Origin of the sequence: Falsihalocynthiibacter sp. S25ZX9, assembly GCF_041205405.1 — a bacterium.
Lineage (GTDB): Bacteria > Pseudomonadota > Alphaproteobacteria > Rhodobacterales > Rhodobacteraceae > Falsihalocynthiibacter > Falsihalocynthiibacter arcticus.
Window position 1 is genome coordinate 367,716 of sequence record NZ_JBGFCD010000001.1, and the last position, 15,216, is coordinate 382,931.

At 53.4% G+C, this 15,216-nt stretch carries 14 protein-coding genes; 8 read left to right on the forward strand and 6 right to left on the reverse strand.

The window, feature by feature from the left end; all coding sequences use genetic code 11:
• Nucleotides 1–13: 13 nt before the first annotated feature.
• Nucleotides 14–1,657, reverse strand: a complete 1,644-nt coding sequence (locus tag AB9F29_RS01805) for a CTP synthase (protein ID WP_369754383.1) — start codon at nt 1,655–1,657, stop codon at nt 14–16.
• A gap of 156 nt (nt 1,658–1,813) precedes the next feature.
• Entirely contained in the window at nt 1,814–2,179 is a 366-nt protein-coding gene (gene secG, locus AB9F29_RS01810) for a preprotein translocase subunit SecG (RefSeq protein ID WP_369754384.1), read from the reverse strand.
• A 242-nt stretch (nt 2,180–2,421) separates the two neighbouring features.
• Here secG and AB9F29_RS01815 point away from each other — a divergent pair, with 242 nt between their 5' ends.
• A complete protein-coding gene (locus AB9F29_RS01815) occupies nt 2,422–3,714 on the forward strand; it encodes an adenylosuccinate synthase (protein WP_039003326.1) in 1,293 nt (430 codons plus the stop codon).
• A 2-nt stretch (nt 3,715–3,716) separates the two neighbouring features.
• Nucleotides 3,717–3,932, forward strand: a complete 216-nt coding sequence (locus AB9F29_RS01820; RefSeq protein ID WP_039003325.1) for a DUF2842 domain-containing protein — start codon at nt 3,717–3,719, stop codon at nt 3,930–3,932.
• Nucleotides 3,933–4,008: 76 nt separating this feature from the next.
• On the opposite strand, the gene AB9F29_RS01825 is transcribed toward AB9F29_RS01820, so the two are convergent.
• Nucleotides 4,009–6,324 (reverse strand): hypothetical protein, encoded by a 2,316-nt coding sequence (locus tag AB9F29_RS01825; RefSeq protein WP_369754385.1) that lies wholly within the window; start codon nt 6,322–6,324, stop codon nt 4,009–4,011.
• A 140-nt stretch (nt 6,325–6,464) separates the two neighbouring features.
• On the opposite strand from AB9F29_RS01825, the gene AB9F29_RS01830 reads away from it, so the two are divergent.
• On the forward strand, nt 6,465–7,130 hold the full coding sequence (locus AB9F29_RS01830; RefSeq protein WP_369754386.1) for a thiamine diphosphokinase: 666 nt from the start codon (nt 6,465–6,467) through the stop codon (nt 7,128–7,130).
• On the opposite strand, the gene AB9F29_RS01835 is transcribed toward AB9F29_RS01830, so the two are convergent.
• On the reverse strand, nt 7,115–8,023 hold the full coding sequence (locus AB9F29_RS01835; protein WP_369754387.1) for a DMT family transporter: 909 nt from the start codon (nt 8,021–8,023) through the stop codon (nt 7,115–7,117). The two genes, AB9F29_RS01830 and AB9F29_RS01835, sit on opposite strands and share 16 nt — an antisense overlap.
• Nucleotides 8,024–8,072: 49 nt before the next feature.
• Nucleotides 8,073–8,525, reverse strand: coding sequence for an Lrp/AsnC family transcriptional regulator (locus AB9F29_RS01840; protein WP_335585831.1), 453 nt, complete (start codon nt 8,523–8,525; stop codon nt 8,073–8,075).
• Nucleotides 8,526–8,597: 72 nt separating this feature from the next.
• Between AB9F29_RS01840 and AB9F29_RS01845 the strand changes: the two genes are divergently transcribed.
• Nucleotides 8,598–9,197, forward strand: a complete 600-nt coding sequence (locus tag AB9F29_RS01845) for a LysE family translocator (RefSeq protein WP_335585830.1) — start codon at nt 8,598–8,600, stop codon at nt 9,195–9,197.
• 1 nt (nt 9,198) lies between these two features.
• Here AB9F29_RS01845 and AB9F29_RS01850 read toward each other — a convergent pair whose 3' ends face one another.
• Nucleotides 9,199–10,572 (reverse strand): L-serine ammonia-lyase, encoded by a 1,374-nt coding sequence (locus tag AB9F29_RS01850; RefSeq protein ID WP_369754423.1) that lies wholly within the window; start codon nt 10,570–10,572, stop codon nt 9,199–9,201.
• Between the two features lie 175 nt (nt 10,573–10,747).
• Between AB9F29_RS01850 and rpiA the strand changes: the two genes are divergently transcribed.
• The 4 genes from rpiA to AB9F29_RS01870 all read left to right on the forward strand — a co-directional run bounded on the left by rpiA (nt 10,748) and on the right by AB9F29_RS01870 (nt 15,002).
• Entirely contained in the window at nt 10,748–11,536 is a 789-nt protein-coding gene (gene rpiA / locus AB9F29_RS01855) for a ribose-5-phosphate isomerase RpiA (protein ID WP_039002597.1), read from the forward strand.
• Between the two features lie 3 nt (nt 11,537–11,539).
• On the forward strand, nt 11,540–12,925 hold the full coding sequence (gor, locus tag AB9F29_RS01860) for a glutathione-disulfide reductase (RefSeq protein WP_369754388.1): 1,386 nt from the start codon (nt 11,540–11,542) through the stop codon (nt 12,923–12,925).
• A gap of 62 nt (nt 12,926–12,987) precedes the next feature.
• Nucleotides 12,988–14,121 (forward strand): FtsH protease activity modulator HflK, encoded by a 1,134-nt coding sequence (gene hflK / locus AB9F29_RS01865; protein ID WP_335585828.1) that lies wholly within the window; start codon nt 12,988–12,990, stop codon nt 14,119–14,121.
• Nucleotides 14,121–15,002, forward strand: coding sequence for a protease modulator HflC (locus AB9F29_RS01870; protein ID WP_335585827.1), 882 nt, complete (start codon nt 14,121–14,123; stop codon nt 15,000–15,002). The genes hflK and AB9F29_RS01870 overlap by 1 nt, the downstream gene beginning before the upstream one ends.
• Nucleotides 15,003–15,216 lie beyond the last annotated feature (214 nt).

Here is a 15,216-nt window from a genome sequence, read left to right on the forward strand (position 1 = left end):
CATTTCACCACCGTTAGACCAGACGCGAATTGTCCTTGGCAGCTTTTACGAAGCCTTCAAAAAGCGGGTGCGGCGCGAAGGGTTTGGATTTTAGTTCGGGGTGATATTGCACGCCGATGAACCACGGGTGATCTTTCCACTCGACGATTTCGGGGAGTTTCCCGTCTGGGCTCATGCCCGAGAACTGAAGGCCAACGGCCTCCAATTGCTCACGGTAACGCACATCAACTTCATAGCGGTGGCGATGGCGTTCCTCGATGCTGGTCGTGCCATAGACTTCTGCGACTTTGGAGCCTTCTTTCAAAGTGGCCGTGTAGGCGCCCAATCGCATTGTGCCGCCCTTGTCATCAGACAGTCTACGCGCGATTTTATGGTTGCCCTGTACCCATTCCTTGAGGTGGTAAACCACGGGAGTAAAACGCTTTTCACCGGATTCTTGGTCGAATTCTTCGGAACCCGCATCGGTGAGGTGGGCCACATTGCGTGCGGCTTCAATGACCGCCATTTGCATGCCCAAACAGATCCCGAGATAGGGGATTTTACGGGTGCGTGCAAATTCGGCCGCTTTGATTTTGCCTTCGGTTCCACGTTCGCCAAAGCCACCGGGAACGAGGATCGCGTGAAACCCTTCAAGATAGGGGGCGGCGTCGGTTGTGTCGAAAATCTCGGCATCGACCCATTCGATTTTCACTTTCACGCGGTTGGCCATTCCTCCATGCACAAGAGCTTCGGCGATGGATTTATATGCGTCCTCAAGTTGGGTGTATTTGCCGACAATCGCGATTTTCACTTCGCCTTCGGGGTTGAAGGCGCGGTCTGCGACATCAACCCAGCGGGTGAGGTCGAGCGCCGGTGCGGGGTCGATGCCAAAAGCATCAAGGACCGCCGTGTCGAGGCCTTCGCGGTGATAAGCGAGGGGGGCTTCGTAGATCGATTTGAGGTCGTATGCTGCGATCACTTTGTCTTTGCGGACGTTACAGAAAAGGCCGATTTTTTCGCGCTCTTTTTCTGGGATGGGTTGTTCGGAACGACAGACAAGCACGTCTGGGGCGATCCCGATGCTGCGCAATTCTTTGACGCTGTGTTGCGTGGGTTTGGTTTTCAACTCCCCCGAAGCGGCAAGGTACGGCAACAGGGTGAGATGCATAAAAATACATTCGCCGCGCGGCTTGTCTTGGGCGAATTGACGGATTGCTTCAAAGAAGGGCAAGCCTTCGATGTCGCCCACAGTGCCACCAATTTCGCAAAGCATGAAATCGACTTCATTCTCGCCAATATGTAGGAACTCCTTGATCTCATTGGTCACGTGCGGGATGACCTGAATGGTTTTACCCAAATAATCGCCGCGGCGTTCTTTTTCCAACACAGTGGAATAAACACGCCCAGAGGAGATGGAATCCGTATTACGCGCAGCGACGCCCGTGAATCGTTCGTAGTGGCCCAAATCAAGGTCAGTTTCGGCGCCATCATCGGTCACAAAAACTTCGCCATGCTCAAATGGGCTCATGGTTCCGGGGTCTACGTTGAGGTAAGGGTCGAGCTTACGTAGGCGAACAGTATAACCACGGCCTTGCAACAAAGCGCCAAGAGCCGCCGAAGCCAAACCCTTGCCAAGTGAAGACACAACGCCACCAGTAATGAAAATATAACGAGCCATGTGGCGAACGTCTCCCGTGAGTGTTTTAACTGAGATGAAAACGGCGCAAAAAAGCGCAGCATCACGGGAGTTGAGTTATAACGGATTCTCAAGGAAACCGCAACCCAATCGCAAGATGCTGCGGAGCATTTCTGCTCGTTCTCAATTTATAGTAGTTTATTCGGCGGCGGGGGGTGTAAGCGTTTCGTCGCCAGATGACGGCGGCAGCAAAGCGTCACCTTCACCAAGTGAGGAAGCCGGAGCTTCAATCGGCGCAGGGGCCCTTCCACCAACGCGATCCAAAACCGACCCTGCACCAGCATTTTGTGCTGCAATTACAGTCAAGGTGATCGACGTCATGATGAATCCGCCCGCCAAAACCCAAGTGACTTTGCCAAGGGCTGTCCCGCCGGAGCGCCCCGAGGTGCCCCCGTTGCCGCCACCGCCAATACCCAAGCCGCCCCCTTCGGAACGTTGGATTAGAACGATGCCGATCAATGACAACGCAAGAAGTAGGTGGATGACAAGAACGATATTTTCCATGAAGCAGCCTCGCTTGAGATTTGGAGTTATTTAGGCGGCTTTTCCCGTGCTCGCAACCCTATTCGTTGAAAGCCCTTGGTCGGCCCCGTGAAATCCTCGCGGGTGTTGCTGCATTTCTAGGGAATTCTGCAAAAGAAGTACCCCTGTCTTGTGCTTTGGGGGGTAAACGGTGTTTTAGAGGTTCCCTGTAAGTCCATAGCAAGTTATACGGGCGCGGGTTTTCCAATCACCGGGATAGAATAATGGCAAATGTAGTCGTCGTAGGCGCTCAATGGGGCGACGAAGGAAAAGGCAAGATTGTTGACTGGCTTAGCGAACGCGCAGATGTAATTGCGCGCTTCCAAGGCGGTCACAATGCGGGTCACACCCTCGTTATTGACGGGAAGGTCTATAAACTGTCGCTTCTCCCATCGGGAATTGTTCGGGGTGGCAAACTCTCTGTGATTGGCAACGGGGTTGTTCTTGATCCTTGGCACCTCATCGAAGAGATCGACAAGCTGAGGGCGCAGGGCGTCGAGATTTCACCTGAAAACTTGATGATTGCCGAAAATACCCCTCTGATTCTTCCAGTTCACGGCGAACTGGATCGTGCGCGCGAAGGCCACAATACGGTCGCCAAAATTGGCACGACGGGGCGCGGAATTGGCCCTGCATATGAAGATAAGGTTGGACGTCGTGCCATTCGTGTTGCCGATTTGGCAGACGAGGCCACTCTTGAAACGCGCGTGGATCGTTTGCTTCAGCACCATGACGCGCTGCGTCGCGGCATGGGGCTTCCTGAGGTTGATCGGGCTGATTTGCTCGCGAAACTCAAAGAAATCGCCGAGCATGTTCTGCCTTATGCGGCTCCTGTTTGGAAAATTCTTAACGAGAAACGCAAAGCAGGAAAACGTATCTTGTTCGAAGGCGCACAAGGCGCGTTGCTCGATATCGATTTTGGCACTTACCCCTTTGTGACGTCATCTAATGTGATCGCGGGTCAAGCCGCGACAGGGACGGGCGTCGGACCGGGTGCAATCGACTATGTGCTTGGAATCGTTAAGGCATATACAACCCGTGTGGGCGAAGGCCCGTTTCCTGCAGAGCTGGATGACGCGGATGGCCAACGGCTTGGTGAGCGCGGCCATGAATTTGGGACGGTCACAGGACGCAAGCGGCGTTGCGGTTGGTTTGATGCGGTTTTGGTTCGGCAAACCTGCGCCACGTCTGGAGTGTCCGGCATCGCGTTTACCAAGCTCGACGTGCTTGACGGGTTTGAAGAACTCAAAATTTGTGTGGGGTATGAACTCGACGGGAAGCGGGTGGACTATTTGCCAACTGCCGCCGATCATCAAGCTCGCGTCACGCCGATTTACGAAACAATGCCGGGTTGGAGCGAGAGCACAGAAGGGGCGCGCAGCTGGAACGACCTTCCAGCGGCCGCGATCAAGTATGTGCGTCGCGTTGAAGAGTTGATTGAGTGCCCTGTGGCCATCCTCTCAACCAGCCCAGAGCGCGAAGACACCATCCTTGTCACTGACCCATTTGAGGATTGAGCATGGCATTGAGTTATAAAGCCCGTCGGCGGTGGTCGCTGTTTGCACTCCTTGTGGGGCTCCCAGCGTATATCATCGTTGCGGTTAGTGTTATTGGTCTGTTTGATCGGCCTCCGTTCTGGTTGGAGCTGGTGATCTATGTGTTCCTTGGGGTTATTTGGGCGTTTCCGCTTAAGGCCATCTTTAAGGGCATCGGTCAGGCAGATCCGGACGCTTAGAAAAGAGCGAGCCCAATGAGGTAAGAATCAAAAAAGGCGGCCCAATGGCCGCCCTTTTTGTTTTGTGACGCTGATACTACTCGCCAGCAATACGTGCTTCTGGGTTGAACCGAGTCGACTGCGCGATTTTGAATTGCCCGCGTTTTACTTTTTCGATTTTACCTTGACGCAAGAGGAGGCCAAAGGAACGCAGACCTTCTTCGCGTGAGACACCTTGGTCTTCCGCGAACTGCAAAGCACGACGCATGATGTCGGGACGTGTGAAATGCTCTTTTCCTTCGACAAAGGATGCGTAGGCTGCTGCTGCTTCCAGCAAATCTGGCAATTCAATTGCGCCAACGCGCTCGGCGAATTCCGCGAAGGATTTGCTTTCCTCAAGATGCTTCGCCGTTTTCGAATTTGCGCGTCCGCCTTCCGACAGGTCTTCGTTCACATCTCGCAATTCGAGCGCCGATTTGCCTACGCGACGTGGCCGTACTGCTGGCCCATCGTGCAGGTCAATGCGTTGCTCAGACACCAAGACCAAAGGTGCGGGGCGATCATCTTTGCTGCTGCCCGCACGACGCTCGGCACGGTTCGGACGAACAACTTCGGCCAAATCTTTACGGTAGGCACCTGTATCGTCGGATTTTGGTTTCGAACCGCCCAAAATCCTCCGATCGGCAACTGTTGCTGCAACCGCCGCTTTAAGATGCGCGATGGCCGAACGACGCCGAGTTCCATCGCTCTCGGCAAACTTCGAATCGCTCTCCTCCATGAGGCGGTTCACATTGTCTTCGTCTGCTTGCTTGCTCAACGAATGATATTGTGTCACCTCGGGGAGAGGTTCAAGTGTGGGGATGTCGTCTGGTGTTTCATTTGTTACAGCCGCAAGTTCGGCCATCAATTCTGCTTCATCTTCCGCCGATAGAATCGACTCTTCAGCCGTTTCATTTGCATCGTCGGTGTCATCGTCAGTAAAAGCATTCTCTTGAGGTGACGCGGAGACGTCGAGGAATTCTTCAACGGCGTCCTCCTCCAAGGCTTGCTCCAAGTCAGTCTTTTTAACATGAATGACGCGTGCGCGTGCGCGTGCTAGAACATTGGATACGCTGCCTTTTGGCGTGCGAATTGATTCTTCTGTGCTGCTTTCTACCGATGCAGTATCAGGTGCTTCGTCTTGAAGCGCGTCCTGAGGAGCATCGAGCTTGGCCAAATCCGCAAGGTCTTCGTCTCTCTGGGCCTCGGACAAAACGTTTTCTGTTTCCAAACGGGACTCAAGGCTTTCTTCGAAAGTATCGTCCTCTTGGTCTTGGTGTGTGCCTTCTTTGATCGCGCCATCACTATGCGATGTCGAATCGTCTTGGGATATTGTGCCCAAGATGGACGTGATATCCGTTGCGGCGAGGGGCTCATCCCCTTGCTCATTGGTATATTCGTCAATGCTGGCGACAGTTTCAGAAGGTTCAGACTGGGCCATGAAAGCACCAACACCTGCAAGCACTGCCGCATCGTCGTCGCTTGTGGATTCAACGTCCATTGAAACAGCTTCAGGCTCAGAAACATCGACTGAATTTTCCGTCGTGAATTCAAGTTCTTCTTCTGCATCGTTTTCGAGGGAAACCGCCAATTCGGGCATGTCTTCAAGGGTGTCTTCGAAGACATCAGAAACAACAATGTCGGCGTCCTCGACGAGGTCTGCTGTCGGCTCTTCGTCGGTGTCTTCAATTGTTATTTCTAATACTGCTTCAACGACTTGCGAGTCTTCGAATGACTCTTGGGTCGCTTGCTCGTCTGCCACTGGCGCTACTTTAGGCGCAGAAGGGAGGACGATTTCAGCGTCATCTTCAATGTCTTGAAAGGCGCTTGCGATTGGCTTGAAAAGGTCTTCGCTGTTTGCGTCTTCGATGACTTCTGCCGGAGCGTTTGTTGGGGCGCGTGATACGGCGGCCCGAATGCGTTGCAGCTTGGCGGCGACGGATTCTGATCCATCAATTGCTGCTGCCATCACAAAAGGTGCCGTTTTTTGCGTGAGTTGAACTGCAACCGGAGCGGGCATTTTTACCGTTTGGTTGAGGGGGGCGGTGGGATGCGCTTGAGGCGTCTCAGAAACGGGGGCGCTTTCTTTCGTGAATGTAGGGTCTTGCTCGCCCTCTGCCTCACTTTTGCGTAGCACAACGCCGTTGTCGCCAATTTGCGCCTGAACACGACTGCGAACTTCACGTTCTGCAATGCGAGCCAGCATTTCCACGTCTGGAGCGGGGGGTTCCGCACCAAAATAACGGTCTTCTGCCGCTAGTGTCTTAAAATATTCCGCGATGGCCTTCATCGTGGAGAACGAATCGTCGAAACCTTCAAGTGTGCAAGAGAAGGTTCCGTAAGATACGGTCAGGATTTTGCTTTCGCTTATCATGATACTGCTCGCTTTCTCTCTTACTCTGCAACTATATGTTTACCACGTTGCCGATCACACAATTGTTCGGAACTACGTTATTATACGTATCATTTCTGGGCCTAAATATGGCGTGTTTCCAAGAATAAGGCAAAATCACCATGTTTCATCCCATTGTTTCCAAATCCACACCGATCACTTTGCTTGGTGGAGGAGAGGTTACCTCAGACACCCTTTCAGAAGCCCTAACCCGTGCGCCAATTTTAGTGGCATGTGATGGCGGGGCGAAATTTGCGTTAGAAAACAACGTGCAACCCGTAGCTGTTATTGGGGATATGGATTCAATTGACGCGGTTTCAAGAGAGAAAATCGGCGCAGAACGACTGTTTTTAGTAACGGAACAGGACACAACCGACTTTGAAAAAGCACTTTTACGGTGCGAAGCGCCCATTATGCTAGGGGTTGGGTTTACAGGCGCGCGGTTGGATCATGAACTCGCGGCGTTTAATGCTTTGGTTCATCATGATTCGAAAACTGTCATCCTTTTGGGCGGCGAGGATGTGGTTTTCCGCGCTCCCAAGTCGTTGCGGATTGACCTCCCAATTGGATCGCGGTTTTCTCTCTTTCCTATGGGGCATGTGCGCGGCACATCGGAGGGGCTTCGCTGGCCAATCAATGGGCTTGAGTTTGAACCTTGTGGACGGATTGGCACATCGAATGAGGTTTCAGGCCCAGTAACCCTCACGTTTGATGCGCCCCATATGCTTGTAATTTTGCCGCGTTCTGCCCTTAAGGTGGCTATGGACGCGCTTTATTCTGCGGCTTGAAGCGCGGACGCGAGGCGGCTCTCTCGATAGATAATGTAAAGGCCGCTGGCGATGACGATCGTAATTCCCAGTGCCGCGACCCCGTTGGGGAGATCGTTGAACAGTAAGTAACCGTAAACCGTTGCGATTGGAATTTCGAGATATTGCATGGGAGCAAGGGTTGAGGAAGGTGCAAACCGCAACGACCACGTCATTAGAAGATGCGCAACGGTACCAATGCCCCCCATTAGAATAATGATGCCCCATTGGTTGTTCACCGAGGTGGTGATTTGAAAATCCGTCCAGCCGAAATGCGCGCCCACAAACCAAAGCGGCACAACAAGCACGACACCCACGATGCCGTTGAAGGCCTGAAGCGCCATCGGATCGACCTCTCGGGAAATGACGCGGGTAATAATCATGAAGACGGCAAAGGCAAAGGCCACCCCAATGGGCAGGAGCGCAGTCATCCCAACAAGCGCAAAGCTGGGCTGAATCACCAGCATCGTACCAAAGAAAGCAACACCCGCCGCCAAAATCCGCCGCGGCCCAACGGTTTCGTTAAGAAAGAACCAGCCCAGAAACATCATGATGATCGGCATGATGAAAACAATCGCCAGTGTTTCTGCCAAGGGGATATACCGCAGGGCAATAAAGAGCATGATGGTGGAGGCAATATGCAGAGAGGTACGCAGGAACGTAAAGCCCAAGACGCGGGGCGAGGCCCGCATATCCGTCCGCGCAAACAGGACAATGGGCACAACAATTAGGCTTTGGATAATAAAGCGATAGGCCACAAGCTCAATGACGCCATTCGATCCACCCAGCAGTTTTGCCATAGCGTCGCCCAACGGCGCAAGAATGCAAAAGCCGATGATAAGGAGGATTCCAAGGAGGGGACGATCTTGAGACATGGACGAACTCTAGGTGTTCGCAGTGCCCCTGACCAGCGGATTTGCGCGCCTAAGCACGGTCATCTTTGGGCGAACCAATCACCACATAAGTTGTGATCGAATGCACCTGCGGTAGGGTACCCAATTTCTCGGTGTGCAGCACTTTATAACTCGCGAGGTCTTTGGTTTCGACCCGCAGGAGGTATTCAATCGTTCCGGTCACATTGTGACATTCCCGCACTTCGGCGACCTTCGAAATCGAGCGCTCAAAGGCTTCCTGACTGGTCTTGGAGTGATCATTGAGGCCGACGCCAATATAGGCCGTGAACCCCGCGCCAATGGCCGTTTGATCTATGGTGGCCCGATAGCCCGTAATGACGCCCCGCCGTTCAAGGTCTTGGACGCGTCGCAAGCAGGCGCTGGGCGAAAGGCCGACTTTCTGTGCGAGGTCAAGATTGCTGATCCGACCATTCATAGAAAGTTCGCGCAATATCTTTTGGTTAATGGGGTTAGAATCTATCATATGTTGTGAACATTCTGTCATTTTTGCAAATTTAGCAATCACATGTCGCGTCTGATGTGCAATATCTTGCGAATGGATATAGAAAACATCAAACCCCTCATGGTCTTTGCCTTCGTTATGTCGGTGACACCTGGGCCGAATAACCTGATGCTGATGGCGTCTGGCGCGAATTTTGGCCTCCTGCGCACGGTGCCTCACATGCTTGGCGTTGGATTTGGCTTTGTCTTCATGGCGGTTCTTCTGGGTATGGGACTTATGCAGGTCTTTGACGTTTTTCCCGAAATGTTGACAGTTTTTAAAGTTTTGGCAGCCGTCTATATGGCCTATTTGGCTTATAAAATTGCAACGGCCCGCCCCCCAAAGGAGCAGGCGGCAAAGGGCCACCCGATGCGTTTTTACCAAGCGGTTTTGTTTCAATGGGTGAACCCGAAGGCCATCGGCATGGCGATCTCTGCGATGTCGCTTTATGCGGCGGACCAGACTTTGGCATCTGTATTATTAGTAGGCCTTATATTTGGCTGCGTAAATCTGCCGTCTGTCAGTCTTTGGGCCGTGATGGGCGTGCAAATGCAAAAGGTACTAACTAACCCAACCCGTATGCGCGTGTTCAACGGCATCATGGCGTTCTTGCTTTTACTGTCGGTCATTCCGGTCTTGAGGGCCAACTTATAATTCAGCAGTTGGGCACGTTCACCGCGAGGCCTCCAAGTGAAGTTTCTTTGTATTTCTCGTGCATATCTTCGCCCGTTTGACGCATGGTTTCGATAACGGAATCAAGTGGAACAAGATGGTGCCCGTCGCCACGAAGGGCCAGAGACGCCGCCGACACCGCTTTGATCGCACCTAGCCCGTTGCGCTCGATGCAGGGCACTTGAACAAGGCCCCTGATCGGATCGCAGGTCATGCCCAAATGATGTTCCAACGCGATTTCAGCAGCATTTTCGACCTGCTCAGGGGTGCCCCCCATAGCTGCCGCAAGGCCCGCCGCCGCCATCGCTGCCGCCGAACCAACCTCGGCCTGACATCCGCATTCCGCGCCGGAAATTGAAGCGTTATGTTTGACCAGCCCGCCAATGGCCGCCGCTGTAAGGAGGAAGTCGGGAATCTGTGAGGGCGAGGCGTTGGGAACGAAATCGAGCCAGTAGCGCAATGTTGCGGGAAGCACGCCCGACGCGCCGTTGGTCGGGGCGGTCACGACTTGGCCACCAGCGGCGTTTTCCTCATTTACTGCCATCGCAAAGCAACTCATCCAGTCGTTGATGGTATGCGGCGCACTTAGGTTGAGGCCGCGCTCCGCTAGCAAGCTTTCGTGGATCGCTTTTGCGCGTCGTCGTACCGACAAGCCACCGGGGAGGATGCCATCGGTGGCGAGGCCTCGGGTGATGCAATCGTTCATGACGTCCCAAAGGCGCAGGATGTCTTTGTCCAAATCCGCCGAGGTTTTGCGCGCGTGTTCATTGGCGCGTTTTAGGTCGGCAATGGATTTACCCGAAGCGCGGCACATATCGAGCATCTCGACGGCCGTTTGGAACGGGAAGGGGATCGGTTCGCCCGGATCGGTGTTTTTGCCCGCTGCAAGTTCGGCCTCGGTCATCACAAAGCCGCCGCCGACGGAGTAGTAAACATCGCGCAGAATGACGTCGCCTTGGGCGTCAGTGGCCATCAGGATCATGCCGTTCGCGTGGCCCGTAAGGACCGTATCGTAGTCGAATTTGAGGTCCGTCGTTGGGTCAAAAGCAAGCGGCAGGAGACCCTCGGTTTTTATGGTTTTAGTCGCGTGAATTTGTGCCAAGGTTTCCTCGGCTTTTGCGGCGTCATAGGCCTCAGGTGTGAAACCCGCGAGGCCGAGAATGGTGGCGCGATCAGTGGCGTGGCCTACTCCGGTGAAGGCGAGCGAACCGTGCAGGGAGGCGCGTAAACCATGAGCCTTGAAGGGCGACCCTTTGAGACGCTCAAGGAAATGCGCGGCGGCGACCATGGGCCCCATTGTATGGCTTGAGCTTGGGCCGATACCGATTTTAAACATGTCGAAAACGGAGAGAAACATCATGGCCTCGCGTGAAAAGTTTCCTATAGGAAACACGCGCGGAGGAAGGGTGCAAGGGCGCATGCGACACTGTTTGCGCTAAAGGCGGCGAAACCCGTGCATATTTTCGGCAATTGCCTCTCGCCGTGCCGCGTGAGGTTTTGTATAAACACCCCAACTTATGAGGAGTCGCACTATGTCTGGAGAACTTTCCCCTATCGATAAGGCCAAATTCGTCGCCGCCAAACGGGCCGTCGAATATGTCGAGGACGGGATGCGCGTTGGCATGGGCACGGGCTCAACTGCGGCGTGGATGGTGCGGTGTTTGGGCGAGATGGTGCGTGAGGAGGGGCTTAATATTACGGCCGTTCCCACATCGACCCGCACCGCTGAATTGGCCCGCAGCGTGGGCATCAAAGTTGTGTCCTTGGACGAGGCCAAATGGCTGGACGTTACGATTGACGGCGCGGATGAATATGACGGTAACCTCAATTTGATCAAAGGCGGCGGTGGCGCCCTGTTGCAAGAAAAGATTGTGGCCACGGCGAGCGATCAGATGGTCGTTATTGCGGATATTTCCAAGCAAGTTGAGACCCTTGGCGCGTTTCCTTTGCCCGTTGAAGTGATCCCCTTTGGCTGGCAAACCAGCAAGGCGTTGATCGAAGAGACCCTAATTGGCCTTGATGTTTTGGGGCGCACGACCAGCCTTCGGATGAATGGCGATGCGGCCTTTTTGACCGATGAGGGGAACTATATTCTGGACCTCCATTTGCACCGGATCGGCAATGCACGCCAGATGAGCCTAGTGCTTAATCAGATCCCGGGTGTTGTGGAAAACGGGCTGTTTGTTGATATTTGTGACGTAGTTGTGATCGGCTATGGGGATGGAAAGGTCGAAGTGCGCGACATAAATAACGGTACAGTTGAGGAGTCCCGTCTTGATTTCGTCGAGAGTGACAACCTTTTTGCGGATCTAGAGGACTAAATTATGAAATTCGACTTTGATCTATTCGTCATTGGTGGCGGAAGCGGCGGCGTGCGCGCCGCGAGACTTGCCTCCACTGAAGGCGGCGCCCGCGTTGGTTTGGCCGAGGAGTACCGTCTGGGGGGCACCTGTGTGATCCGTGGATGTGTTCCGAAAAAACTGATGGTTTACGCGAGTGAATACAAAGATCTTATGGTCGACGCCGCGCATTATGGTTGGGATGTTTCGGTTGGCGATTTCGACTGGCATACGTTTCATCCGCATTTGACGCGCGAGTTGAACCGTCTTGAGGGGATTTACGGCTCGATTTTGGACAATAACAATGTTCAACGTTTTAATGCCCGCGCCGAACTTGTGGATGCGCATACGGTGAAATTATCGACGGGCGAACAATTTACAGCCAAGCATATTCTGGTGGCCGTTGGGGGCCGTCCCTTTACGCCCAAATTCTCTGGGTCCGAGCACACGATCACTTCGAATGAAATCTTCCTGTGGGACGATTTACCGAAGTCGGTTTTGATTGTTGGCGGTGGGTTTATTGCCTGCGAATTTGCCTGCATCCTTAAGGGGATGGGCGTCGAAGTCACGCAATATTATCGCGGCGAGCAAATCCTGCGGGGCTTTGATCGTGAGGCGACTGATGTGATCGCGAGCGAGATGATCACCAAGGGGATCGACCTACAGCTGGGCGAGAATGTGGAAAGCATCCTTAAGACCGAAACGGGCCTTCAGGTGACGTCAACTTGTGGTCAAGTGGTTGAATTTGATCAAGTTATCTACGCTACAGGGCGGGTGCCCAATACGACAGGTATGGGCCTTGAGGCAGCGGGCGTTGCGCTGGGCGGCAAGGGGGAAATCCTTGTTGATGACTATTCGCAAACCAATATTCCATCGATCTTTGCCGTGGGCGATGTGACCGACCGCATCAATCTTACCCCCGTCGCCATCCGCGAAGGCGCGGCGTTTGTGGATACGGTTTTCCATGGCAATCCAACCAAGCCTGACCACGATTTGGTGGCTTCGGCCGTCTTTACCCAGCCAGAGTTTGGTACCGTTGGCATGACCGAAGATGAGGCCGCGAAAACCGGTGCGGTTGAAGTCTACACCACGAGTTTCCGCCCCATGCAGACGCTTTTTGCGGGGCGTCAGAACAAAGCCTTTATGAAATTAATAGTTTCCGTTGAGACCCGAGTTGTTTTGGGCTGTCACATTGTGGGCCCGAGCGCGGGCGAAATGATCCAAATGGTCGGAATTGCAGTAAAAATGGGTGCGACGAAGGAAGATTTTGATCGCACATGTGCGGTGCATCCTGTCATGGCCGAAGAATTGGTGACAATGAAAACGCCAACACGCGTTGTTCCTGCCGCCTCTAAGGTGGCAATGCCTTGAAATTTCGGTTAGAAGCCGCATCTAAGTAAGTAGCATAGTTAATTCAGACGTTAGGAAGCTTTATGGCGGGAAATAATGGCGGCCCTTGGGGTGGCGGAGGCGGCGACGATGGTGGCGATAAAGATAATCGTCCCAATAACGGCGGTGGACGTAAACCCGGACAAGACGGACCCCAACTCCCCGAACTTGAGGAATTGGTAAAAAAGGGGCAAGAACAGCTTCGCGTTTTGATGGGTGGTCGCGGCGGCGGTGGTCGCAGCAATGGCGGCTCCGGTGGCGGCGAAGGTCAGGGACCTGCCCTCAACGGAACAACGATTGCAATTGGTGGCCTTGTGGCGCTGGGCCTTTGGGCTTTTGCATCGTTTTACACCGTCAAACCGGAAGAGCAGTCAGTAGAACTGTTCCTTGGTAAGTATTATTCAACCGGCGAGCCGGGCCTGAACTTTGCGCCCTGGCCCTTTGTGACCAAAGAAATCCTAACCGTTTCGCGCGAGCAAATCGTGGAAATCGGCACCGGAGCGCGCGATGGTCTGATGCTCACTGGCGATGAAAACATCGTCGACATCGACTTCCAAGTCGTTTGGAACATCAATGATCCCGCGAAATATCTGTTCAATCTACGCGACCCAGAGGCGACCATTTTGGCGGTGTCTGAATCGGCGATGCGCGAAGTTATTGCCCAATCTAACCTGTCACCGATTCTGAATAGGGATCGCGGGTTGATTGCCGACACGGTGAAAGCACTGGTTCAAGACACTTTGAATTCATACAATGCCGGCTTGAACGTCGTGCGGGTCAACTTCAAAAAGGCCGATCCGCCCAGCGAGGTTATCGAAGCATTCCGCGATGTTCAGGCCGCCTCGCAAGAGCGTGATAAGCTTGAGAAACAAGCGGATGCTTATGCCAACAAAGCTTTGGCGGGCGCGCGCGGGGAAGCTGCACAGGTTCTCGAAGAATCCGAAGCATATCGTGCACAGGTCGTAAACCAAGCCGAGGGTGAAGCCAGCCGGTTCCTCTCGATTCTGGCAGAATTCCGCAAGGCGCCTGAAGTTACGCGCAAACGTCTTTATCTTGAGACAATGGAGCGTGTTTTGGGCCGTGTAGACAAAGTTATTATCGACGGCGACTCTGCGGGGCAGGGTGTTGTGCCTTATCTTCCGCTCAACGAGTTACGTAAAACCGGAGGGACAGAATAATGAAAAAGACAGCATATATTCTACCAGTCGTCGTAGCAGCCGTCGTTCTTGGGTTCATGTCCATGTTTATCGTGGATGAAAAAGAAAAGGCGCTTGTCCTTCAGTTTGGTCAGGTTAAAGCCGTCAAGGAAGAACCGGGTCTCGCGTTTAAAATTCCGTTTATTCAAGAGGTTGTCTACTATGATGACCGTATCTTGAGCCGGGATGTCGAAGCCTTGGAAGTCACGCCGTTGGATGATCGCCGGTTGATCGTTGACGCCTTTGCGCGGTATCGGATCACAGACGTGGAACGGTTCCGTCGGGCTGTTGGTGCGGGTGGTGAACGGGCTGGTGAAGCGCGTTTGGATTCAATCCTTGTTTCAATAATTCGCGAAGTCTTGGGGGGCGTAACGTCTAACGATATTCTCTCTGCGGATCGGATTGCGTTAATGTCGGAAATTCGTGCTGGTGCCGTTTTCGAAGCTCAAACCTTGGGGCTTGAGGTGGTTGATGTACGTTTGAAACGCACAGATTTACCGCAAGCAAACCAAGGGGCAACTTTTGATCGGATGCGCGCAGAACGGGAACGTGAAGCGACCGACGAGCGTGCGCGCGGGAATGAGGCGGCACAACGTGTGCGGGCTCTCGCAGATCGTACCGTGGTTGAATTGGTTTCGGATGCGAGACGCCAGTCCGAGATTATTCGCGGTGAAGCAGATGCCAAACGCAACGGAATTTTTGCGACGGCCTATGGGTCGGACCAAGATTTCTTTGAATTCTATCGCTCGCTAACGGCGTATGAACGTGCTTTCCAAGCGGGAAATTCTTCGATGGTGTTGTCACCTGACAGTGAGTTTTTCAAATTCATGCGGTCGTCCACCGGTGAAGTTCCCGCGAAATAAGGGCGCTATAGATCTCAATTTTAGGGCCCATGTTTCGCGACATGGGCCTTTTTTGTTGGCGGAAGCGGGGCTTTCTCGTGGCGGGAGATTTCGTACCCGTCCCTTGAAAAAAAATGAATCGGCCACACCTTCAAATCAATGGTAACATTGCAGTCACGTTCATTTGTGAGTTCGCGATTTGATTTTGGGTTGCAAGTCCGCGCGCAGAGTTAAA

What these genes read in the sequence shown, in the direction of transcription:
- gor (WP_369754388.1), top strand. Translation starts at nt 11,540, where the DNA reads ATGAAATTCGACTTTGATCTATTCGTCATTGGTGGCGGAAGCGGCGGC.
- AB9F29_RS01820 (WP_039003325.1), top strand. Translation starts at nt 3,717, where the DNA reads ATGGCATTGAGTTATAAAGCCCGTCGGCGGTGGTCGCTGTTTGCACTC.
- AB9F29_RS01850 (WP_369754423.1), bottom strand. Translation starts at nt 10,572, where the DNA reads ATGTTTCTCTCCGTTTTCGACATGTTTAAAATCGGTATCGGCCCAAGC.
- AB9F29_RS01815 (WP_039003326.1), top strand. Translation starts at nt 2,422, where the DNA reads ATGGCAAATGTAGTCGTCGTAGGCGCTCAATGGGGCGACGAAGGAAAA.
- AB9F29_RS01825 (WP_369754385.1), bottom strand. Translation starts at nt 6,324, where the DNA reads ATGATAAGCGAAAGCAAAATCCTGACCGTATCTTACGGAACCTTCTCT.
- AB9F29_RS01870 (WP_335585827.1), top strand. Translation starts at nt 14,121, where the DNA reads ATGAAAAAGACAGCATATATTCTACCAGTCGTCGTAGCAGCCGTCGTT.
- AB9F29_RS01840 (WP_335585831.1), bottom strand. Translation starts at nt 8,525, where the DNA reads ATGATAGATTCTAACCCCATTAACCAAAAGATATTGCGCGAACTTTCT.
- rpiA (WP_039002597.1), top strand. Translation starts at nt 10,748, where the DNA reads ATGTCTGGAGAACTTTCCCCTATCGATAAGGCCAAATTCGTCGCCGCC.
- AB9F29_RS01805 (WP_369754383.1), bottom strand. Translation starts at nt 1,657, where the DNA reads ATGGCTCGTTATATTTTCATTACTGGTGGCGTTGTGTCTTCACTTGGC.
- hflK (WP_335585828.1), top strand. Translation starts at nt 12,988, where the DNA reads ATGGCGGGAAATAATGGCGGCCCTTGGGGTGGCGGAGGCGGCGACGAT.
- AB9F29_RS01835 (WP_369754387.1), bottom strand. Translation starts at nt 8,023, where the DNA reads ATGTCTCAAGATCGTCCCCTCCTTGGAATCCTCCTTATCATCGGCTTT.
- AB9F29_RS01830 (WP_369754386.1), top strand. Translation starts at nt 6,465, where the DNA reads ATGTTTCATCCCATTGTTTCCAAATCCACACCGATCACTTTGCTTGGT.
- AB9F29_RS01845 (WP_335585830.1), top strand. Translation starts at nt 8,598, where the DNA reads ATGGATATAGAAAACATCAAACCCCTCATGGTCTTTGCCTTCGTTATG.
- secG (WP_369754384.1), bottom strand. Translation starts at nt 2,179, where the DNA reads ATGGAAAATATCGTTCTTGTCATCCACCTACTTCTTGCGTTGTCATTG.